Annotated in this window: 23 protein-coding genes; 13 read left to right on the top strand and 10 right to left on the bottom strand. The window is 59.5% G+C overall.

All coding sequences use genetic code 11. The features are described from left to right. The first annotated feature begins 53 nt into the window (after positions 1 to 53). A complete protein-coding gene (locus ACR0NA_RS12800) occupies positions 54 to 797 on the top strand; it encodes a zinc-ribbon domain-containing protein (protein WP_480729398.1) in 744 nt (247 codons plus the stop codon). Positions 798 to 815: 18 nt separating this feature from the next. On the opposite strand, the gene ACR0NA_RS12795 is transcribed toward ACR0NA_RS12800, so the two are convergent. The 5 genes from ACR0NA_RS12795 to argH form a co-directional block, all read right to left on the bottom strand. Beyond that, positions 816 to 3,311: a TIGR02302 family protein gene (locus ACR0NA_RS12795; RefSeq protein WP_480729551.1), complete on the bottom strand. Its 2,496-nt coding sequence runs from the start codon at positions 3,309 to 3,311 to the stop codon at positions 816 to 818. 68 nt (positions 3,312 to 3,379) lie between these two features. Further along, a complete protein-coding gene (gene lysA / locus ACR0NA_RS12790) occupies positions 3,380 to 4,645 on the bottom strand; it encodes a diaminopimelate decarboxylase (RefSeq protein WP_480729397.1) in 1,266 nt (421 codons plus the stop codon). Between the two features lie 53 nt (positions 4,646 to 4,698). Beyond that, a complete protein-coding gene (locus ACR0NA_RS12785) occupies positions 4,699 to 5,883 on the bottom strand; it encodes a sugar-transfer associated ATP-grasp domain-containing protein (protein WP_480729396.1) in 1,185 nt (394 codons plus the stop codon). Between the two features lie 138 nt (positions 5,884 to 6,021). Next, entirely contained in the window at positions 6,022 to 6,204 is a 183-nt protein-coding gene (locus ACR0NA_RS12780) for a hypothetical protein (RefSeq protein ID WP_170654650.1), read from the bottom strand. Continuing rightward, a complete protein-coding gene (argH, locus tag ACR0NA_RS12775; protein WP_480729395.1) occupies positions 6,201 to 7,592 on the bottom strand; it encodes an argininosuccinate lyase in 1,392 nt (463 codons plus the stop codon). Before argH ends, ACR0NA_RS12780 begins: the two co-directional genes overlap by 4 nt. A gap of 21 nt (positions 7,593 to 7,613) precedes the next feature. Here argH and ACR0NA_RS12770 point away from each other — a divergent pair, with 21 nt between their 5' ends. The 11 genes from ACR0NA_RS12770 (at position 7,614) to yddG (ending at position 16,069) form a co-directional block, all read left to right on the top strand. After that, on the top strand, positions 7,614 to 8,180 hold the full coding sequence (locus tag ACR0NA_RS12770) for a TlpA disulfide reductase family protein (protein WP_170654646.1): 567 nt from the start codon (positions 7,614 to 7,616) through the stop codon (positions 8,178 to 8,180). A gap of 64 nt (positions 8,181 to 8,244) precedes the next feature. Further along, entirely contained in the window at positions 8,245 to 8,607 is a 363-nt protein-coding gene (locus ACR0NA_RS12765; protein ID WP_480729394.1) for a hypothetical protein, read from the top strand. 90 nt (positions 8,608 to 8,697) lie between these two features. After that, entirely contained in the window at positions 8,698 to 9,027 is a 330-nt protein-coding gene (locus tag ACR0NA_RS12760) for a hypothetical protein (RefSeq protein WP_170654642.1), read from the top strand. Between the two features lie 59 nt (positions 9,028 to 9,086). After that, positions 9,087 to 9,473, top strand: coding sequence for a hypothetical protein (locus ACR0NA_RS12755; protein ID WP_480729393.1), 387 nt, complete (start codon positions 9,087 to 9,089; stop codon positions 9,471 to 9,473). Further along, a complete protein-coding gene (locus tag ACR0NA_RS12750; RefSeq protein ID WP_480729392.1) occupies positions 9,470 to 10,441 on the top strand; it encodes a sterol desaturase family protein in 972 nt (323 codons plus the stop codon). The genes ACR0NA_RS12755 and ACR0NA_RS12750 overlap by 4 nt, the downstream gene beginning before the upstream one ends. A gap of 95 nt (positions 10,442 to 10,536) precedes the next feature. Next, positions 10,537 to 10,728 (top strand): hypothetical protein, encoded by a 192-nt coding sequence (locus ACR0NA_RS12745; protein WP_170654637.1) that lies wholly within the window; start codon positions 10,537 to 10,539, stop codon positions 10,726 to 10,728. Between the two features lie 109 nt (positions 10,729 to 10,837). Further along, on the top strand, positions 10,838 to 11,674 hold the full coding sequence (locus ACR0NA_RS12740) for an EAL domain-containing protein (protein WP_480729391.1): 837 nt from the start codon (positions 10,838 to 10,840) through the stop codon (positions 11,672 to 11,674). Between the two features lie 195 nt (positions 11,675 to 11,869). Beyond that, complete coding sequence (locus ACR0NA_RS12735) at positions 11,870 to 13,045, top strand: acetyl-CoA C-acetyltransferase (RefSeq protein WP_480451537.1); 1,176 nt, start codon at positions 11,870 to 11,872, stop codon at positions 13,043 to 13,045. A gap of 186 nt (positions 13,046 to 13,231) precedes the next feature. Continuing rightward, positions 13,232 to 13,954 (top strand): acetoacetyl-CoA reductase, encoded by a 723-nt coding sequence (phbB, locus tag ACR0NA_RS12730; protein WP_170654631.1) that lies wholly within the window; start codon positions 13,232 to 13,234, stop codon positions 13,952 to 13,954. A gap of 304 nt (positions 13,955 to 14,258) precedes the next feature. After that, a complete protein-coding gene (locus ACR0NA_RS12725) occupies positions 14,259 to 15,206 on the top strand; it encodes a transcriptional regulator GcvA (RefSeq protein WP_480729390.1) in 948 nt (315 codons plus the stop codon). Next, complete coding sequence (gene yddG, locus ACR0NA_RS12720) at positions 15,203 to 16,069, top strand: aromatic amino acid exporter YddG (RefSeq protein WP_480729389.1); 867 nt, start codon at positions 15,203 to 15,205, stop codon at positions 16,067 to 16,069. The genes ACR0NA_RS12725 and yddG overlap by 4 nt, the downstream gene beginning before the upstream one ends. Here yddG and ACR0NA_RS12715 read toward each other — a convergent pair. The 3 genes from ACR0NA_RS12715 to ACR0NA_RS12705 all read right to left on the bottom strand — a co-directional run bounded on the left by ACR0NA_RS12715 (position 16,066) and on the right by ACR0NA_RS12705 (position 17,331). Further along, positions 16,066 to 16,230, bottom strand: coding sequence for a DUF465 domain-containing protein (locus ACR0NA_RS12715; protein ID WP_170654624.1), 165 nt, complete (start codon positions 16,228 to 16,230; stop codon positions 16,066 to 16,068). The two genes, yddG and ACR0NA_RS12715, sit on opposite strands and share 4 nt — an antisense overlap. A gap of 109 nt (positions 16,231 to 16,339) precedes the next feature. Then, positions 16,340 to 17,119, bottom strand: a complete 780-nt coding sequence (locus ACR0NA_RS12710) for a tRNA1(Val) (adenine(37)-N6)-methyltransferase (RefSeq protein ID WP_480729388.1) — start codon at positions 17,117 to 17,119, stop codon at positions 16,340 to 16,342. Continuing rightward, positions 17,116 to 17,331, bottom strand: coding sequence for a putative signal transducing protein (locus ACR0NA_RS12705; RefSeq protein WP_170654620.1), 216 nt, complete (start codon positions 17,329 to 17,331; stop codon positions 17,116 to 17,118). The genes ACR0NA_RS12710 and ACR0NA_RS12705 overlap by 4 nt, the downstream gene beginning before the upstream one ends. Positions 17,332 to 17,387: 56 nt before the next feature. Here ACR0NA_RS12705 and ACR0NA_RS12700 point away from each other — a divergent pair, with 56 nt between their 5' ends. Then, entirely contained in the window at positions 17,388 to 18,386 is a 999-nt protein-coding gene (locus tag ACR0NA_RS12700) for a polyprenyl synthetase family protein (protein ID WP_480729387.1), read from the top strand. Here the strand turns inward: ACR0NA_RS12700 and ACR0NA_RS12695 are convergent. Together ACR0NA_RS12695 and ACR0NA_RS12690 are read right to left on the bottom strand one after the other, a co-directional pair. After that, a complete protein-coding gene (locus ACR0NA_RS12695; protein WP_480729386.1) occupies positions 18,379 to 19,200 on the bottom strand; it encodes a 4-(cytidine 5'-diphospho)-2-C-methyl-D-erythritol kinase in 822 nt (273 codons plus the stop codon). The two genes, ACR0NA_RS12700 and ACR0NA_RS12695, sit on opposite strands and share 8 nt — an antisense overlap. Next, complete coding sequence (locus ACR0NA_RS12690; RefSeq protein ID WP_480729385.1) at positions 19,190 to 20,905, bottom strand: tetratricopeptide repeat protein; 1,716 nt, start codon at positions 20,903 to 20,905, stop codon at positions 19,190 to 19,192. The genes ACR0NA_RS12695 and ACR0NA_RS12690 overlap by 11 nt, the downstream gene beginning before the upstream one ends. Between the last annotated feature and the right edge of the window lie 14 nt (positions 20,906 to 20,919).

Raw genomic sequence — 20,919 nt, 5'->3', positions numbered from 1 at the left:
ATATCATTCCTAAAAAAACTACTATCAGATCATAAGGCAGGCCCGGAGGCAGTATGCGTCTTACATGTCCGAAATGCAGCGCACAATACGAGGTACCGGACGAGGTTATCCCCGAGGGCGGACGGGACGTGCAGTGTTCGAATTGCGAGGAAACATGGTTTCAGGAAAAGACACCGTCAAAACCGACGGATGTTGAGCCGGCACCATCCCAAGCCAAAGAGCCCGAGCAGGTCGCCGCAACCGAGGTCAAGGTCGAGGATACAGCCGAGGCCGAGACACCCGAGGCCGACGCGCCGAAGCCTCCGAATACTGACAGTGACAGCAATCTGGACCCATCGGTTGCCAGCATCCTGCGCGAAGAAGCCGAGCGCGAGGCCGGATTGCGGGCGCAGGAAACCGAAAATCTGGAAAGCCAGCCGGATCTGGGGCTGGAAGCGCACACCGAGCCCGAAGCCAAAGTCGCCCCCAAAAGGCCTGCGGCAACGGAAACAGCGTCTGAGGGATCGCGCCGGGATGTCTTGCCGGATGTCGAGGCGATCAGCACGACACTACGCAGCGACAATGCCGACGACACGCCGGAAGCCACCGAACCCCCGCGCAAGTCCGGCGGTTTCATACGTGGTTTCGGGCTGATCCTGACCATCGGTATTGTTCTGTATCTGGTCTACGGGAACGCGCGCCAGATCAGCGACGCGGTTCCTCAGGCCGAACCGATACTGAAGCCTTATGTGTCGCTGGTAGATCAGGCGCGCATCTGGCTGGAATCTCAGGCTGCAGGCTCCGCACCACAGGAATGATCGGACCCTAGGGTCGGGTCAGAAACGTTCCAGCAGGCGTTTGAGGTATTCCAGTTCGATCCGGGGCCGATCCGATTCACCCGAGCGGCGGCGGATTTCCTCCAGCAACTCGCGGGCGCGTCGATAGACATCTTCGCGTCCCAACAGGTTTTCGTCTGTATCAAATGCGCCGACGCTGCCCGGATTTCTTCCCAACGGGTCGCGGTTGGTCGCCTGCATATCACCGTCCTGTGTGCCCTGACCCGGCTGGGACTGCTGCGCCATATCTTCACCCAGCGAACGCATTCCTTCGCGCAGGGCCTCCATGGCTTCTGACTGGCGGTCAATGGCTTCCGCAAGATCGTTGTCGCGCAGCGCGCCCTCGGCGTTTTCCATCGCGCGCCCGGCGCGTTCCAGCGCCTCACGGGCGGCCTCACCTTCGGGCGTGCCGGTTCGTGGCAAGCCCTGCTCCTGACGGCGGAGTTCCTCGCGCAGGGCCTGCTGGCGATCAGCCAGACTACCTTGTCCCTGCTGTCCCTGCCCCGTCTCATCCTGGCCCTGGCCCTGGCCACCCTGACCTTCGTGGCTTCGACCCCGGCCCTGACCGCCCGAGGTGCCCTCGTTGCCCCGGCTTTCACCGGCCTGTGCGCCGGGATTGAACTGTTCCTGCAGGTCACGGAACGCCTGATCGCTGAGGCCTTGTTGTTCGCGCAGGGTTTCGGCCAGACCTTCCATTGCCTGCTGACCTTCGGATTGCCCACCCTGCCCTTGGGTGACGCGCATGTTTTCCATCATCTGCTGGAACTCTTCCAGCGCCTGCTGTGCCTCGGCCATCCGGCCCTGTTCCATCAGTTCCTGAATCCGGTCCATCATGCGTTGCAGATCATTCTGCGACATCTGGATGCTTTCACCGTTCTGGCCCGGCTGGCCCTGATCGTCGCCGTTTTCCTGTGCCTGACGCTGAAGCTGCCGCAGGTAATCATCGGTTGCGTCGCGCAACTCCTGCATCAGCCGGGCGATTTCCTGATCACTGGCGCCGTTCTGCATCGCTTCGGACAAACGCTCCTGCGCCTGACGCATCCGTTCCAGCGCATCGGCCAGAGTTCCGTCCTCAAGCAGGATGGCCAGATCCCAAAGCGCCTGGGCTATTTCGGCCTGCTGTTCGGACGTCAGCCCATATTCGGTATAAGTTTCGAGCCTGCGCAGGGTTACACGCAGGCGCAAATAGGCCGTGTCCGAGCGGAACAGGTCCTCGGGCCGGTGCGAGACAGCGCGCAAAATCTGGGCGATGCGCGGCGCGTTGGCGCGCGCCCAAAGCAGATCGCGGCGTTGTTCGATAACGGCCGCAGCCAGCGGATCAAAGAAGCGGCGCGCGGGCAGGTTTGTGGCAAGGACCTCGGATTGCGACTTCTGACCGGCTGCGTCCTCAACCGACAGAATGATTTTAACCGGCAGATGTGCCCAGGGGTGCTGGGAAAAGTCTTCGATCAGATCTTCGCTGAATTCGGCCCGGTCCCCGGCGATGGGCATTGGCAGATCGATTGTGACGGCCTGCCGGGTGTCCGGCTCGGTCGCCAGACCATAGCGGCGGCTCACCGACGCAAGATCAAGATCGATGCGGGCGGAACCGGAAACCACCCCGTAATCGTCGCTGGCGATGAACGGCAGCGTCATCTGGCCACCGGTACCTGTCGCCGCCGCGCCGGTCACTGCAACCTGCGGTGCTTCATCGGCCACGATACCGATCACCCATTCACGACCCATCGGGCCTTCAATTCGCATCACACCGGGGCGCGTTGCCACAAAATCCTGCTCGGGCGCAGTGGCTGCTTCGGTTCCGGTGACCGAGGTTGTTTCAGTCAGGGAATGTCCACCGACTTCACCGTAAAAACGCAATGTAATCCGGCTGCCTTCGGGAACGCTCAGGGCACCGTCCTCCTGATCGGCCAGATACAGCGCTGGCCGTCCGGTATGAAGCGGCGGTTCAACCCAACCCTCCCATGTCGGGCCTTGTGCCGCGACCGCCGTGCCCGGCGCGATTTCCGCGACGGTGCCGATACGCCAGAATGACCCAAACAGAAAGGCGACAACCAGTGCCAGCAGCGCCGCATACCGCAAAGCGTAAGGATCACGCGCGGCGAGCCGCAGATCGGGTTTGACCGGTTCGGCTGTGGTTGCTTTTGCAGCCATACGTGCCTGATGCGCGCGCCACATGGCGACCGAATCCGCATCCATCGACCCGATCGCCTGATCGTCGATCAACGCCTGAATTGGGCGACCGGGCAGCGATTCGTCCAGCCGGACCAGCGCCTCGGCCCTAGTCGGGAAGTGAAAGCGCCTGATTCCGATACCCGCCGCAACCAGCAGGGCCAAAAGCGCCGCCGCAAAAACGGCCCAGACGACCTCCGCCATCACCAGATCGTGCAGACCCAGCATCAGAGCGGCCAGAATCGCCATGAAGATCGAGAAAAACGGCCAGAACGCGCGCAGAACCCGCTCGGCCAGCATCCCCGCATGCGTCAGCAGCAGCGACATCCGGGGAATCGGCAACTTTTGTCTGGCGCTCAAAGCGGGCCTCCTGTCCGGCCCGCGCGGTTATCGCGTCAAAGCCACGAAGGTATGGTATCGCGGTTTATGATTTCGTCAAAGCTTGGCCTTGGGCGAATAACCGCGAATTGATCCCCATTGACCAGAACTTCGGGGATCAGGGGGCGGGTGTTATATTCGCTGGCCATCACCGCGCCATAGGCACCGGCACTGCGGAATGCGATCAGATCACCGGCAGCCAGCGGCGGCATGTTGCGCTGCTTGGCAAAAGTATCGCCAGTCTCGCAGACCGGGCCGACGATGTCATAGGGCTGCGGCTCCAGCCCCGGCGCGGGTTCCCGCACGGCGATAATATCGTGATGCGCCTCGTACATGGCGGGACGGATCAGGTCGTTCATTGCGCCATCGAGGATCAGAAAATCGCGCCCCTCGCCTGATTTCACATAGATCACTTTGCTGATCATCAGACCCGCATTGCCTGCAATCAGGCGTCCCGGTTCGATCTCGATCTCGCAGCCCAGATGGCCAAGGGTTTTCTTGATCAGTGCACCATATTCGACGGGCAGCGGCGGTGCGTCGTTCGAACGGGTGTACGGAATCCCCAAACCGCCACCCAGATCCAGACGGCGAATATTGTGGCCCTCGGCGCGCAGCCGTTCGGTCAGTTCAGCAACTTTCTGATAGGCCAGTTCAAACGGCTCAAGCTCGGTCAGCTGCGAACCGATGTGGACATCGATTCCAACCACCTCCAGCCCCGGCAGGCTGGCTGCATGTGCATAAACCTCGGACGCGCGGGCGATCGGGATGCCGAACTTGTTCTCGGACTTGCCGGTCGCGATCTTGGCGTGGGTTTTGGCATCCACATCCGGGTTCACGCGAACGGTGATCGGCGCAACAACGCCCAGCTCCAGCGCGGTGGCGTTGATCACCTCCATCTCGGGTTCGGATTCGACGTTGAACTGGCGGATGCCCCCCGTCAGGGCCGTGCGGATTTCGTCGGCGGTCTTGCCAACGCCGGAAAAGACGATCCTGTCCCCCGGAACACCCGCTGCTTTGGCCCGCAGGTATTCGCCGCCCGAAACCACATCCATTCCCGCTCCGGCCTGCGCCAGAGTTTTCAGGATCGCCTGATTGCTGGCGGCCTTCATCGCGTAGCAGACAAGGTGGTCGGTGCCATTCAGCGCGTCGTCGAACAACTGGAAATGCCGCAACAGGGTTGCCGTCGAATAGACGTAGAACGGCGTTCCCACCGCGGCGGCTATTTCGGTGATCGGTACGTCTTCGGCGAAAAGCGCGCCGTCGCGGTAGAGAAAGTGATCCATACCTGCGCGCTTAATCCGAAAGAACGATGCGGATCAATAGCCCCGACCGGGATTCACCGCCTTGATCCGTTCCGTTTGCGCTTTTTTTCCACCGGGCGTTGCAATTGCTCGGAATACGCCTCCACCTGATCGAACACCGGTTTGAATTCCGGGTTCATCACGCCCCGCTGATAGGCAAGCTGGTACAGCGTGTGCAGCGGGCTTGTGTTGCCTTCCACAATGGTCGGGCCATTGTCTGTCAGCGCAACATCCCATCCCAGCACCCCAAATTCGGGGAACATAGCGTGCGCGTCCAGCACGGTCTTCTTGGCATCTTCCCAATCGGGCATCGTGATATCGGCAAATTTCACCTGCGATACCGGGTGCTCCTCGATCTCGTGCGCCTCGGTCGATTTTCCGGCCCAGCAGGTGCCGACCTGGCCAGTGTCCCTGTCCACACGCGCGATCATGCTGCCGCTTTGCCAGAAATTGTCGGACATCGCGGCTGGTGACGGTACTTTCCACAGCGAGTACAGCAGCTCGGGCTGGGTCGAGCGTCTGATGGTTACCATCCGGACCGTTCCGGTGACATTGCCCACAACCGAAGCCAGATCCGGATGAGGCAGAAGGGCATCCTGCAACAGATACCCGTCCGAGAACTTCAGAAACACCTCGGCACAGAAGGCCGAAATCGGGATGGCCTTGCCGTTTCCGAGGATCAGCGTATCGCCTTCCAGACCGGTGATCAGGATGGAACCGACACTCATCGAAGAAAATTGCGGCTTTCCGAAGAGCGGGAATTTTGCCTTTTCCCTGAGATAGGCCTCAAGGGTTTCCGGAGACGACAGGACGGGAAGGTTGCCCAGTGACCGGATCGACGACGCATAGGCCTGCGTATGCGTCGATCGCAATCCCATCGCGCTGATGAACGTGCCGTATATCAGTTTGTGATCGACGATATGCTCCATCCCTGCACGCGTCTTTTCGGACATCCGTAGATTCAGGGCGCGGCTGGCATTTGTGCCGACATACTCTTTCTTTTCGTCAATCGATTTAGACGGATCGTACAGCCGGAAAGAATAGTATTCATCCGAGTTTAACTTGCCCGGACCAAAATGCAGCTTGCTCATCTCAGCGAATTGGCGAAACGGGCTGATGCCCGAGTCGCGCGCGACCGACACGATCAAAGATGAGGCAGGGGGAACCGGATCAGGGGGAACCTGTAAAAGAGTTGCTGCATTCTGGCCGTCAGTGGACATCATTATTCCTAATTCTGCGCAATCGTCCCAATTGGGATACGCGGACAAAATGACAGAAATTTGGCAAGATTGTTTCCAAGTCACGCAATTTGCCTTCACCCGGTGAAGGCAAAGTTGCCGCGACTTTCGATCAGGTGGTCAGAAACCCAAATACAGTCCCACGGGGCCTTTGAAAAAGCCGACCCCGCCACCGACATAGGTCCCGCTTCCCGAGACACCGACATTTGCATTCAACGTCGGTTGAATGGGCTCACCATCGGCGCCGCAGCCCGCCAGAGCGAACCCGGCGGCTGTCAGTACGATCACACGCAAAAGGGTCATGGCAGCATTGCCCTCCATCTGTCGATCTGGGCACGGACCTGAGTCGGGGCCGTGCCACCATAGGACTGGCGTGAGTTTACCGAATTTTCGACAGTAAGGACAGAATAGACATCATCCGTGATGTCCGCATGGACCGATTGCATATCCTCAAGCGTCAGATCTGGCAGGTCGCAGTCCTTGGCCTCGGCCATTGCCACGAGCAATCCGGTGACGTGGTGCGCATCGCGGAATGGCAGGCCCAAAACGCGCACAAGCCAGTCAGCCAGATCGGTCGCGGTCGAGAAGCCAGATCCCGCAGCGGCGGCGAGGCTTTCGCGGTTGGCGGTCATGTCCTTGACCATGCCTTCCATCGCCGCCAGCGCCAGCATCCAGTTGTCTGCAGCGTCAAAGACCTGTTCCTTGTCTTCCTGCATGTCCTTGGAATAGGTCAGGGGCAGGCCCTTCATGACCATCATCAGTCCCGTATTGGCCCCGTAAATCCGCCCGACCTTGGCCCGGATCAGTTCTGCAGCATCGGGGTTCTTCTTTTGCGGCATGATTGACGAGCCGGTCGAGAAGCGATCCGACAGTGATACAAATCGGAACTGGGCCGAAGACCAGATCACCAGTTCCTCGGCAAAGCGTGACAGGTGCATGGCACAGATCGAAGCGGTCGACAGGAATTCCAACGCGAAGTCGCGGTCGCTTACCGCATCCAGCGAGTTGGCGGCGGGGCGGTCAAAACTCAGGGCCTGTGCCGTCATGTGGCGGTCGATGGGGAAAGAGGTTCCGGCCAGCGCGGCTGCGCCAAGGGGGGATTCGTTCATCCGGGCGCGGGCATCGCGGACACGGCTGAGGTCACGACCAAACATCTCGACATAGGCCATCATGTGGTGGCCCCATGTCACGGGCTGCGCGGTTTGCAGGTGGGTGAAGCCGGGCATGACCCAATCGGCCCCGGCCTCGGCCTGCGCCAAAAGCGCACGGATCAGGGCCAGCAGGCCGGTCTCAGCCGCGTCCAACTGATCGCGGACCCAGAGTTTGAAATCCGTCGCAACCTGATCATTGCGGCTGCGGCCTGTGTGCAAACGGCCTGCGGGCTCTCCGATCACTTCCTTCAGCCGCGCCTCGACGTTCATGTGGATGTCTTCCAGCGCGGTCGAGAACTGAAACGCGCCGCTCTGGATTTCTGACAATACGGTGAGCAGCCCTTCCCGAATTGCTTCGGCGTCACTATCAGTAATAACGCCTGTGGCCGCGAGCATGGCGGCATGGGCGCGCGAGCCTGCAATGTCCTGGGCTGCCATCCGCTGATCGAACCCGATCGAGGCATTAATCGCCTCCATGATCGCGTCTGGACCGGCGGCAAAGCGGCCGCCCCACATCTGGTTCGAGGATTGATCGGTCATGTTGGAGAACCCGGAGTTGATATGCGCCTAATTCGTCTGATCCCCCTTTATATGGCCCTTGCGCTGGGTGCAAACACCGCGCTGGCGACAGATGCCGAAACATTGGCGCCACTGCGTGACGGTACTCTGAAGCGGTTGATCCTGCATTCAGAGCCAAAGCCCGTCGAAGTGGTCGAATTTCAGCTGGAGGATGACACCGGCACCGGGTCACTGGCGGATTACCGCGGCAAATACGTCTTGCTGAATTTCTGGGCCACGTGGTGCGCCCCCTGCCGCAAGGAAATGCCACAGATCGCCGAATTGCAGGATGAGTTCGGGGGCGACAAATTCGAGGTGCTGACGCTGGCCACCGGGCGCAACTCGCCCGCGGGTATCAAAAAGTTCTTTGACGAAAACGGCATCACCAACCTGCCCCGTCATCAAGACCCGAAACAGGCCGTGGCGCGAAAAATGGGTGTGGTCGGCCTGCCGATCACCGTGATCATCGACCCCGAGGGCAACGAGATTGCCCGCCTGATCGGCGATGCCGAATGGAATTCCGACAGCGCCAAGTCGATCATTTCAACGCTTGTCGGCGGCGAGAGCTGAGGCCAGGGCGAAAAATTATCCGAAATGTGCTATTCTCCCGATCTTTGTGATTGGGAGGATTGTTATGAAGATTGTTGCCCTATTGGCCGCAGTGGCCAGCATTTCACTTTTCCTCGTTGAAACCGCTGAGGCCAAGGACATCCGCAAAAAGCAGCAATTCCTGGAGGCTGTGGCCGGTAAAAAGCTGGTCAGCGGAGAGACCTGGTTTGTCATCTCGGCGGATGGAAAAATATCGGGTGTTGGCAGAAATAAAGCCAAAGTCGTCGGGGCCTGGGCCTGGAACAGACGGTACTGGTGCCGAAACGTTATTGTCGGTGACAAACAACTCCCCGAGGATTGTCAGAAAGTTTCGATAGACGGCAATCAGGTCACTTTCACCCGCGACAAGGGCAAGGGTGAGTCCGGAACCTTTACGATATCCAACTAGCGCCACGCCATCCGCTTCGTTTTTGTGCTACACTGAACACGGCCCATAACGGGCCGGTTCTGAATTGCAGCCGTGGGAAAGGAGGCGGCTATGAAACCCGTGGTTCTGTTGATCGGACGACTGCCGAATGTAATCGGCGACGTCGCGCAAAAACTGGAGCATCTGCCCATTGAGTGGCTAGGCGCCCACGATCAGGAAGAGGTGAAGCGCCAGTTGGAAACAGAACGGCGTATCGCCTGTGCCATTATCGGCGCCGGGCTGGATGACAGGGTGCGAGGTGAGCTTGTCGGCATCATCGCGTCCCGAAGACCCGATATCTGCATTCACCTGAAAGACCGGCAATCCGGCCCTGACGGGCTGGTTCCCTTTGTTGAACGCGTCGTCCGGCATGAAGTGCTTGAGCAGATGCAGACCGGCTGACGCCACGCCACCTTTGACAGTCTCCGGCGTCCTTTGCACGGTATCGGCAGGAGGACTGAATGCCACTTGAAATCCTGTTGGTTCTGGTGATCGGAGGCCTTGCCGGGATCGCACTGTTACTGCATCTGACCGGCAGATCGCAGCGGCGCGTGCTGACGCCCGACAACGCGCGGGCCGAGTGGCGGCGCCATTTCCCGGAAGACATAGTGATTGATGTCACCGTCGCGCATGACTGCCATTCGGCCTTGATCCGTACCGAAACGGGGGCAGGTTTGCTGTGGTCCTTTGGCGCAGATACCGTCGGGCGGCATCTGATGGATTTCGACTGGCTGGAACATCCGCAGGGTCTGGCGGTTCACTTTCACGATTTCGGTGCACCCAGCGTTGTTGTCCGCCTTGACGAAACCGAACGCCGCCATTGGCGGCATTTGATGGAGCCTGCATGACAGATCAGGTGACTTTCCCGGATGCGGTACAGTGGGCCGTACCATTTTTCATTGCCGCCATTCTGGCAGAGTTTCTTTGGATCTCCGTCAAACGACGAGGCGGTCGGTATGAGACGCGCGACGCCGTGACCTCTCTGATCATGGGGGCGGGCAACATCGCCTCGGGTCTGTTGCTCGGCTTCATCGCCTGGGCGTTTTTCATGTGGTTGTGGGAGCTGACACCGCTGAACCTCGGCACCTCGATCCCCGTCATTATCCTGTGCTTTGTTCTGGATGATCTGCGCTATTACTGGGTGCACCGGTTCGGGCATCGCATCCGCTGGGTCTGGGCCAGCCACGTGAACCACCACAGTTCGCAGCACTACAACCTGACCACCGCCCTGCGGCAAACATGGACCTATACGTTCACCTTCATGATGGTGGTGCGTGCACCGCTGATCCTGCTGGGATTCCACCCCGCTATGGTGCTGTTCGTGGGCGGGCTGAACCTGATCTATCAGTTCTGGATACATACCGAAGCGATCGGCAAAATGCCCCGTTGGTTCGAGGCGGTGATGAACACGCCCAGCCATCACCGCGTGCATCACGGCCGCAACGCACGCTATCTGGATTGCAACTATGCAGGCGTTTTCATCATCTGGGACAAGATGTTCGGAACCTTTGTGCCGGAACAGGAAGGCGACCGGGTTGACTATGGTCTGGTGCACAATATCGGCACCTTCAACCCGCTGCGCGTGGCCTTTCACGAATGGGTCGGTATCTTTCGCGATGTGATCCAGCCCGGTCTGAGCCTGCGACAGCGGCTGGCCTATGCCTTTGCGCCGCCAGGATACAGTCACGACGGCAGCCGCGACACCTCGGAGAAGATCAAGGCCCGTCATCTGGCACGCCATCCCGAAGATCGCGGAACCCCCGGTTTCGAACAGGTCGGGACACCGCCCCACACCCCGGCAGCGGAACGGGCCTGACGGAATACCGCCGGTTGTTTTGGCCGCCGCTTGAAAAACGGCGCGGCAACTCCATATGAAACGGGTGTTTCGAATGTGAACCCCCGGAGGCAGCAATGAGCCGTACAACCGCGATATACACCGCAATAGGCCTGATGGGTCTTGTTGTTGCGATGGCGGCCGCCCTGAACGAAGGTGTCCCGCCTGTGGGAATTGCCACCGGGTTTGCCATGATGGCGGTGGGAACGCTTGGGGCAGTTATCGGCGCCGCTGTAACACTGAGCCGCGCATGGCAGATGTCCCGCTGAGGCTGTCTGACCTGGGCAACACATAAATCCTTTGCGAATTAACTGCGGATTTACGGATTTTCCGTGAAACTGCTGCCGGACCTTTTCCGGCAACGCACAAGGAATCACCGTGAGTAAGCGAAGCAATCCGGCGGATGTGCCCGAAGGCGCGGACACCCCCCTGAACGCGGCGGTCAGCGCGCGGGACCGTTCCGTTGTGGGCATGGCGACTGAGGCTGTGAAGCACAAACAGTGCAGGCTTGCCTTTCAGCCGGTTGTTCAGGCCAATCCACCGCATGCGCTTGCATTTTACGAAGGATTCATCCGGGTACTGGACGAAACCGGCCGGGTCATTCCCGCCCGTGAATTCATGCCGCAGGTCGAGGACACCCCAATCGGTCGAGAGCTCGATTGCGTCGCGCTTGAGCTGGGATTGCGCGCGCTGTCCAGAAACCCGCAAATCCGGCTGTCTATCAACATGTCGGCACGATCCATCGGCTATGCCCGCTGGTCGCGGATTCTGAATAGGTTTCTGAAACGGAATGCCCAGTTGGGAGAGCGGCTGATTCTGGAAATCTCGGAAAGTTCAGCCATGCTTGTGCCCGAGCTGGTGATCGATTTCATGGACCGCCTTCAGGCACGGGGAATTGCCTTTGCGCTGGACGATTATGGCACCAGCAGCTTTAGCTTTCGCCACTTTCGCGACTTCCTGTTCGATGCCGCCAAGATCGACGGCCAGTTCGTGCGCGGCGTCAGCGGGAATGCGGATAATCAGGCGCTGGTGCGGGCGCTGGTTTCGGTCGCGCGCGAATTTGACATTCTGGTCACCGCCGAATCGGTTGAAAGCGCTCCGGATGCGGAATTTCTGCTGGCAAGCGGCGTTGACTGCCTGCAGGGCTTTCTGTTTGGCGCACCATCGGTCACACCGCCTTGGAAGAAAAATAGTGACGGCCGCGCAAGCGCTTAGCCTCTGCCGTGCGTCCGCAAGAACCTGCTGATCACATTGATGAGACAAGCTGTCCGTTGCTGCGACTGCAGCATTACGTTATGGCAGGTACAGTCGGAGCGGGGGATAGTGAGGCGCTTGTGACACGGGGATTGTTTTCCCGAAACCTGCGCCGTCAGATTTCCCAAAGGACCATGACGGTAAAGGATTGACCATATGACCAACGTAGTAATCGCATCCGCCGCACGCACCGGTGTCGGCAGCTTTGGCGGCTCGTTTGCGAACACCCCTGCACATGATCTGGGTACCGCCGTTCTGGAAGCGGTCGTCGAGCGCGCCGGAATCGATAAGGGCGAAGTGAGCGAAACCATCATGGGCCAGGTCTTGACCGCCGCTCAGGGACAGAACCCCGCGCGTCAGGCGCATATCAACGCCGGCTTGCCGCAGGAAAGCGCTGCATGGGGCATCAACCAAGTATGCGGCTCGGGCCTGCGCGCTGTGGCACTGGGTGCCCAACACATCCAGCTGGGCGACGCCGATATTGTAGCCGCTGGCGGGCAAGAGAACATGACCCTGTCGCCCCACGCCGCCGCCTTGCGCGCCGGTCACAAGATGGGTGACATGAAATACATCGACACGATGATCCGCGATGGTCTGTGGGACGCATTCAATGGCTATCACATGGGCCAGACCGCCGAAAACGTTGCCGAGAAATGGCAGATCAGCCGCGACATGCAGGACGAGTTTGCAGTCGCCAGCCAGAACAAGGCCGAAGCCGCGCAAAAGGCCGGCAAGTTCGCCGACGAAATCACACCTTTCACCATCAAGACCCGCAAGGGCGACATCGTGATGGACAAGGACGAATACATCCGTCACGGCGCCACCATGGAAGCCATGGCAAAACTGCGCCCGGCCTTCACCAAGGACGGTTCGGTCACTGCGGCCAACGCATCCGGTCTGAACGACGGCGCTGCCGCAACCCTGCTTATGTCGGCCGAAAATGCAGAAAAGCGCGGGATTGAGCCTCTGGCCCGGATCGCTTCTTACGCAACCGCCGGTCTGGACCCGTCGATCATGGGCGTTGGACCGATCTATGCCTCGCGCAAGGCACTGGAAAAAGCAGGCTGGTCGGTTGACGATCTGGATCTGGTCGAGGCCAACGAAGCCTTTGCCGCACAGGCTTGCGCCGTGAACAAGGACATGGGCTGGGATCCGTCGATCGTGAATGTGAACGGCGGCGCCATCGCCATCGGCCACCCGATCGGTGCGTCGGGTTGCCGGGTCCTGAACACTCTGCTTTTCGAAATGAAGCGCCGCGACGCCAAGAAAGGTCTCGCGACCCTCTGCATTGGTGGCGGCATGGGTGTTGCCCTTTGCGTGGAGCGCGACTGATTGCGCTGATCCCAAAATCAAAAGGGCGCCAGAACGGCGCCCTTTTTTGTTACAATTCAAACTTATGGCAGTGATGCGACAAAATTGACAACGAGAGTTTGCATTTTTGCCGCGAAACAATATTGCGCATCCGAGCGCTCCAGAGTAACAGCATTACCAAGGCGACTATAATTGGAGGAATCCTGAATGGCACGTACAGCACTCGTAACCGGCGGCTCCCGCGGCATCGGCGCAGCAATTTCCAAGGCGCTCAAAGCCGAAGGATACAACGTTGCAGCCACCTATGCGGGGAATGACGAAGCCGCGGCGAAGTTCACCGAAGAGACCGGCATCGCCACCTATAAGTGGAATGTTGCCGACTATGACGAGTCCAAGGCGGGCATCGAAAAGGTCGAGGCCGAAGTCGGTCCGATCGACATCGTCGTCGCAAATGCCGGCATCACCAAGGACGCTCCGTTCCACAAGATGACGCCGGAACAGTGGCATCAGGTGATCGACACCAACCTGACCGGCGTGTTCAACACCGTGCACCCCGTTTGGCCCGGCATGCGTGAACGCAAGTTCGGTCGTGTGATCGTCATCAGCTCGATCAACGGTCAGAAGGGGCAGTTCGCGCAGGTGAACTATGCCGCGACCAAGGCGGGCGATCTGGGCATCGTCAAATCGCTGGCGCAGGAAGGCGCCCGCGCGGGCATCACTGCAAACGCCATCTGCCCCGGCTATATCGCGACCGAGATGGTCATGGCCGTGCCGGAAAAGGTGCGTGACGCGATTATTGGACAGATCCCTGCGGGCCGTCTGGGTGAGCCGGAAGAAATCGCGCGCTGCGTCGCGTTCCTGGCGTCGGACGATTCGCAGTTCATCAACGGATCGACCATTTCCGCAAACGGTGCACAATTCTTCGTCTAAACCAGACGACCGGAAAAACAGAACGGGCCGACCCCTTTGGGCCGGCCCTTCTTTTATCCCGTAAGAACGCGCGCGCTGCGTTCAGCGGGAACCAAAAAACCAGTTCAATACCTTTTTGATCACCTTGCCGCGTTCTTCATGTGCACGTTGAAAGGCACAGCGGGCTGCGGGATTTGTCGTCATCTCGATCATGGCAGTCTTCCTTTCAATTCAGGTGGGCTTGACTTGCTTCAAGGATGGCGCTTGATTTCAATTATGGCAAACGAGAGTTTTCCCCGGGTCAGTTAAATAATTCTTATCTGAAATGAGCGACCGCCTACCCCCATTGACCGCCCTTCGCGCCTTTGATGCCGCTGCGCGTCATATGTCATTTGCAAAGGCCGCCGACGAGCTGAACGTCACTCCCGCCGCGTTGTCCTTTCAGATCAAATCGCTTGAGGAGCATCTGGGCCAGCCTTTGTTTCGCCGTCTCAATCGCGCGGTAGAACTGACGGAGGCCGGTAAGACACTGGCACCCGGTGCCGCTGATGGGTTTTCGGCCCTTCAGGCTGCCTGGGCAGCAACGCGCAGGTTGCAGGACAACACGACCCTTACCGTGACGGCTGGCCCGGCCTTGACGGCCAAGTGGCTGGCCCCGCGCCTGTACGAGTTCGCGCGGTCGCATCCCGAGATCGATCTGAGGTTTTCGGCAACGCTTCGCATGATGGACCTGGAGCGGGACGACGTGGATGTCGCAATCCGATTTGGCTATGGGCAGGATGACGGGCTGTATTCCGTTCCGGTGCGCAAAGAGTGGCTGACGCCTGTCATGACACCAGAACTGGCCGAACGCTTTCCGAGCCCCGAGAGTCTGCGGGATGCGCCCCTGATTCATGACGATTCAATCAGTTTTCTGAATCCGCCGTGTGACTGGCCTGCCTGGTTTCGTGCCGTCGGTCAGGATTTTGAGCCCACGCATGGCGCGCATTTTTCAAACGCGGATCATGCCATCGATGCGGCCGTCGCCGGTGTGGGGGTTGCATTGGGTCGCCGTGCGATGATCATCAAGGACATGATCGAAGGTCGTCTGGTTGCGCCTTTCAGAACAGCCATCGAATCGCAGGCGCGGTTTCGGTTTCTGTGCCTGCAGGGGGCGGAAAAGCGGCCACAGATTGCCGCTTTCAAGGAATGGTTCGTGACAGAGATTGAAAAAACCGCCCATATCTCGGACGAGTTTGAAATCATACCGATTGAGGATGTCTACCGCCGATGACCAGATCACGCGCCACCGCCATCGGCTTCATCGCGGTACTTTTGTGGTCCTTGCTGGCGCTATTTACCGTTGGTTCGGCCCCGACGCCGCCACTGCTGCTGAACGCGATCTGCTTTACCATTGGCGGCGTACTGGGCTTGATCTGGACCTCGCAAACAGCCGGTCTGGCGCAGTTGCGAGAGGTCAGCTGGAAAATCTATCTGTTCGGCGCGATTGGCCTGTTCGGATATCACGCGCTGTATTTTTCGGCGCTGCGAATGGCACCTGCGGCCGAGGCGGGGTTGATCGCCTATCTCTGGCCCTTACTGATAGTCCTGTTTTCCGGCCTGCTGCCCGGAGAATCCCTGCGCATCGGACATTCGTTTGGCGCATGTCTTGGATTTTCAGGTGCTGCGCTGATCATTACCGGTGGCGGCAGCGCCGGGTTTCAGGCGGCGCATCTTCCGGGATATACGCTGGCCCTTTTATGTGCGCTGACGTGGTCAGGGTATTCGGTTCTGTCCCGTCGGCTGGGTAAGACACCCACCAGTTCGGTCGCGGTTTTCTGCGTGCTGACGGCTGTGGCCTCGTGGGGATTGCATTTTGCGTTGGAAGAAACGGTTTGGCCTGCCTCGACACTTGGCTGGGCATCGACGATTGCCCTGGGCTTGGGGCCCGTCGGGCTGGCGTTTTACGTATGGGATATCGGGGTCAAGCAGGGCGACATTCAGATGATCGGCACCAGCTCATATGCGGCACCGTTGCTGTCAACCCTTGTGCTGGTACTGGCCGGGATCGCCGCGCCATCGTGGACGCTGGCGGTCGCGGCCCTGCTCATCACTGGCGGCGCGACAATTGCCGCGCGGGCCAGCCTGAAACCTTAAGTGGAAAGGCGTTCGATCTCTTCTTTCAGTTTTAGCTTTTGCTTCTTCAATTGAGCGATGTGGAGATCATCGATACCTGGCGAGCGCTGGGCTTCTTCTACTTCGACGCTGAGATTTGCGTGCTTTTTCTTCAGCTCGGTCAGATGTGCGCTCACGCTCATGGCGATCCTCCTTTTTTGTGAATGGTACCTATGAAGTTGATCACATCGTTTCCACCCTGTCACGCTGCGAGCGCACAGATTCTGTCATAAATCCGACATTTTCGGCTGTTCACCGCCTGTTTGAGCCGGGCCACGGCATAGCAGCGGCGTGACGCTGTATGGCCTCGATCTCAGAGTGATAGTGATCTTCGTCACCCGGATGCCGGTCTCCTTTATGCAAAATGACCGGAGCGTGCAGTCTGAACGCGGCTCGCCCTGCCTTTCTGGCACGCAAAATCAGCAATTCGGCAGACCTACCTTCGCGGGGCGCCAGCGGCAGAATCTCGACCGATCCCAGACGCCCCGAACAGGCCGTCAGCATGTCGGGCAAACGGTCGGCGCGCTGTATCATGTGAAGATAGCCGCGCGGTGCAAGGCGCCTGGCTGCCACGTCAATCCAGACGGACAGGGGCGTTTGTTCCCCCAAGGCAATCCGCCGCCCTTCGTCCGGTGACTGGCTATGTGCGCCCTGCTGGTAATAAGGTGGATTGGCGATGACGTGGTCGAATTGCCGCTGTTTCAGTTCAGTCGGCAAGGCGGAAAGATCGGCCTGAACAACATCAAGCGCCTTGCCGTTTTCCGATGCATTTTTGCGCGCCAGTTCCGCGTAGGCGGGCTGCAGTTCGATCCCGGTCAGCGCCAATCCCGGCACCCGAGTGGACAGGCAAAGGATCGCAGCCCCGGCTCCACATCCCAGTTCAAGCACAGATTGTCCGGCAGAGGCCGGAACAGAAGCCGCAAGATACACAGGATCAACGCCCGCGCGATATCCGATTCTAGGCTGCCACAACCTGATCCGACCACCCAGAAAGTCGTTTCGGGTCAGATCGCTTTCGGAAAAACCACTCATCTCCCCAAGGGAATTTCGTTGTCGCGCATCACCCGGGCGGCCCGATCGAAATCATCAACGCGCACCATCAGGCGGCGCGGAAAGATTCCTATGCCGCCTTCTAGGACGCTCATATTTACGTCCATCTCAAAGCAGTCTATATCCTCGCCCTGAAGAAGAGCGGAAGCAAAGGCCATGATGGTCGGATCGGTGCTGCGCAGAAGTTCTTTCATGGGGATGGATGTAAGGGCAAGGTGGGGCGAAAGTCGAGCCTTGTAGCAGGAGTTTGATGAGCGTCGGCACAATCTCAAAACCGCATGAGCGTCTGGCGGAGATTCTGACCGCCGACATGGCGGACGTAAACGAACTGATCCGCACCCGGATGGCATCGGAGCACGCGCCGAGAATCCCCGAGGTGACGGCGCATCTGGTCGAAGCGGGCGGCAAACGCTTGCGACCGATGCTGACGCTGGCTGCGGCGCGGCTGTTCGGCTATTCCGGCGCGCATCATGTGCGGTTGGCCGCGACGGTCGAATTCATCCACACCGCCACCTTGCTGCATGACGACGTTGTGGACGAAAGCGCACAGCGGCGCGGACGGCCCACGGCAAACCTGTTGTGGGACAACAAGTCCAGCGTTCTGGTGGGCGATTACCTGTTTTCGCGCAGCTTCCAACTGATGGTGGAAACCGGATCGCTGCGGGTTCTGGATATCCTTGCCAATGCCTCGGCCACGATTGCCGAGGGCGAGGTGTTGCAGATGACGGCAGCAACCGATCTGAGCACTGACGAGTCGGTTTATCTGAAAGTGGTGCGTGGCAAGACGGCGGCACTGTTTTCGGCGGCGACCGAAGTGGGCGGTGTGATTGCGGGCGCATCCGAGGAACAGGTCAAGGCCCTGTTTGACTTTGGCGATGCGCTGGGTATCGCGTTTCAGATTGCCGATGACCTGCTGGACTATCAGGGCGACAGCAAAGCGACCGGCAAAAATGTCGGCGACGATTTCCGCGAGCGCAAGTTGACCCTGCCGGTGATCAAGGCGGTTGCACAAGCCACCCCCGAAGAGCGCGCATTCTGGCAGCGCACGATCGAAAAGGGCCGTCAGGAAGACGGCGATCTTGATCACGCTCTTGGGCTGATGAACAAATATGGCACGTTCGATGCGACCCGCGCAGATGCATTTGGCTGGGCGGCCAAAGCCAAGGCGGCACTGGAGCAGGTGCCGGATCACGAAATCCGCGGCCTGCTACGCGATCTGGCCGATTACGTGGTGTCGCGGCTCAATTGAGTTGCGTCGCGCGACACCACCAATCGGGATGCTCAGCGCCGATCTCATAAGCCGCGAAATGCGCCGCTTTCATTGTCGGATAAAGCGCAAAACAGGTTGAACCTGACCCGGACATGCGCGCCATCAGGGCATCCCGAGTCGATCGCAGATCGTCCAACGCGCGCTCGATCTGGGGCGCCAGTCCAATGGCAGGATCTTCCAGATCGTTACGTTGCTCGCACAGCCATATGGCGCAATCCTCAGGCGTATCAAACTCTGGAATTTCGGAGGGCATCGGTGAGTTATCACGCCGCGCCAAGGTCTTGAAAACCTGGCCGGTTGGAACCGGAATCCCCGGATTGGCCAGAACGGCAGGCAGATTTGGCAGTGTGACAGGTGAAACGCTGTCGCCAATACCCTGCATCCGCGCCGCTGCGGCCGTCATACAGACAGGAACATCAGCCCCCAGAGACAGCGGGAGGTGTTGTTGAACCTTTGCACCCTGTCCGGCAAACGTGCGAAGGGCCGCCGCTGCATCCGAAGACCCACCGCCAATCCCCGCGCCGTGGGGCAGAACTTTGTTCAGATGAATTTGCCCTGTCCAGCCAACTGCCTGCGCTGCTTTCCAGACCAGATTGCGGCTGTCCGCTGGAACTCCTTCGGCATGTTCTCCGGCAACGGTAAGCGATAAATCAGCACCGGGAGTGAAGGTCAGATGATCCCCCACATCAGCAAACACCACCAGTGAATCCAGCAGGTGATAGCCATCGTCACGCTGGCCGGTCACATGCAGGGTCAGATTGATCTTGGCGGGCGCGAATGCCTCAACCTTCATTGGCGACTTTCAGGGGGTCTGCGCCTTCTTCCTCCAGCACCGCATCCAGACCGATTTCCAGCTTGCGGCGGATGCGGTCGGGGTCGGCCTCTCCATCCGTGTCTTCCGGATCGATAAAGGACAACGCGCGCTTCCACTGGAACTCGGCCTCGCGCGCGCGGCCAACGGCCCAATACACGTCGCCCAAATGATCGTTCACAACCGGATCGACCGGCATCAACTCTACTGCTCGTTCCATGTGATCCACGGCATCTTCATAGCGGCCCAGACGGAACAGGACCCAGCCGAGGCTGTCGACGATGTAGCCGCTGTCGGGCCGGACGGCCACGGCGCGCTCGATCATGTCCAGCGCCTCGTCCAGCTTTTCCTGCCGTTCGACCAGCGAGTAGCCGAGATAGTTCAGAACCTGCGGCTGGTCCGGGTTCAGCTCCAGTGCCTTGCGAAAATCCGCTTCGGCCTTGTCCCAATGCTTGAGCCGTTCATGGGATATCCCGCGCGCATAATACAGAAACCAATTGCGGCCCGAAGTGTCTGCGGACAGATCAAGGGCCTTGTCATAGGAGGCCACCGCGTCGGCATAGTTTTCCTGCTGCCTTTGCAGGTCGCCCAACGCGCTGTGAACGCCTGGCAGGGCTGGATGTTGCAGAGCCAGATTTTGCAGCACTTCGACGGCAGCGTCCGGTTTGTCGGCACGGCGCAGGGCGTCGGCGCGGCCCAGTTCAGCCGCATGGTAATCCGTGCTGTCCGGCGGCACCATGCGATAGGTCGCAACCGCCAGATCGTATTGGTTCAGCTCATCCAGCTTTTCGGCGCTGAGAAGCAAGGCGTCGATATGATCCGGCCGCAGATATCCTGCGATGCGGGAATAGAGCAGGACATAGTCGTCAGCCGCTTCGCTGTTGAGAGCGGCACCAACGGTAAAGAACACCTCGGCAATCCCGTCCTGCGCCGTGCGAACATGCGTGAAAGGCAACGTTTCGCCTGCTTTCAGACGATCGACGACATCACTGACTGACGGATCGGTACCACCTGCGAAGACGTCCGACAGGAACGCAAGCGCGTCCTCATTGCGATCCAGTTGCGACAAAATCTCGACCCGGGCCAACGCGGCGCGGCGCGATATGCGCGAAACAACCCCGTCTTCGGCCGAAAAAACCGCCTCGGCTCCTTCAAAATCGCCGACAGAGGCCAGTGCCATTGCCTTGTGGTACAGCGCAAACTCGCGCAGACCATCCTGCCCGGCAACCGTGTCGAACTGTTCCAGGGCCTTCGACATTGCCCCGTTTCCGATATGCGCCCAGGCAATCATCAAACCGTCGACAAGCGGACCGACACCCTGCGTTTCCGGATCCCGTGCCAGCAATTCGTCATACTTGCCTTCGGAAACCAGACTGGCCGCGATGGTCATGCTCGCGGCCTGGCTGCGTAACTGCTGATCTGCCATGGCTTCGGCAATCGGCAGGGCGCGTTCAACTTCACCCAATGCCAGACGGGCAAGAAGGACGCTTTCCAGCAGTTGAGTGTTCTTCGGGTCGAAATTCAGCGCGCGGGCATAGTATCTGGCCGCAGCAGCATAGTCGCTTTCGTAAATCGCCTGACGCCCGGCCAGATAAGAGCCCGCGCCGGTATCTGCCAAAACCAGAACCGGAAGCGCAGAAGCGGTAGCAAACACGGCGAACGCCGCGCGACGAACCAGAGAAAACACCGAAATCCTGCCTT

It is taken from the genome of Ruegeria sp. C11 (assembly GCF_056537725.1).
Note: the sequence above shows the minus strand (reverse complement) of the source record. Positions and strands in the feature narration are given on the sequence as shown.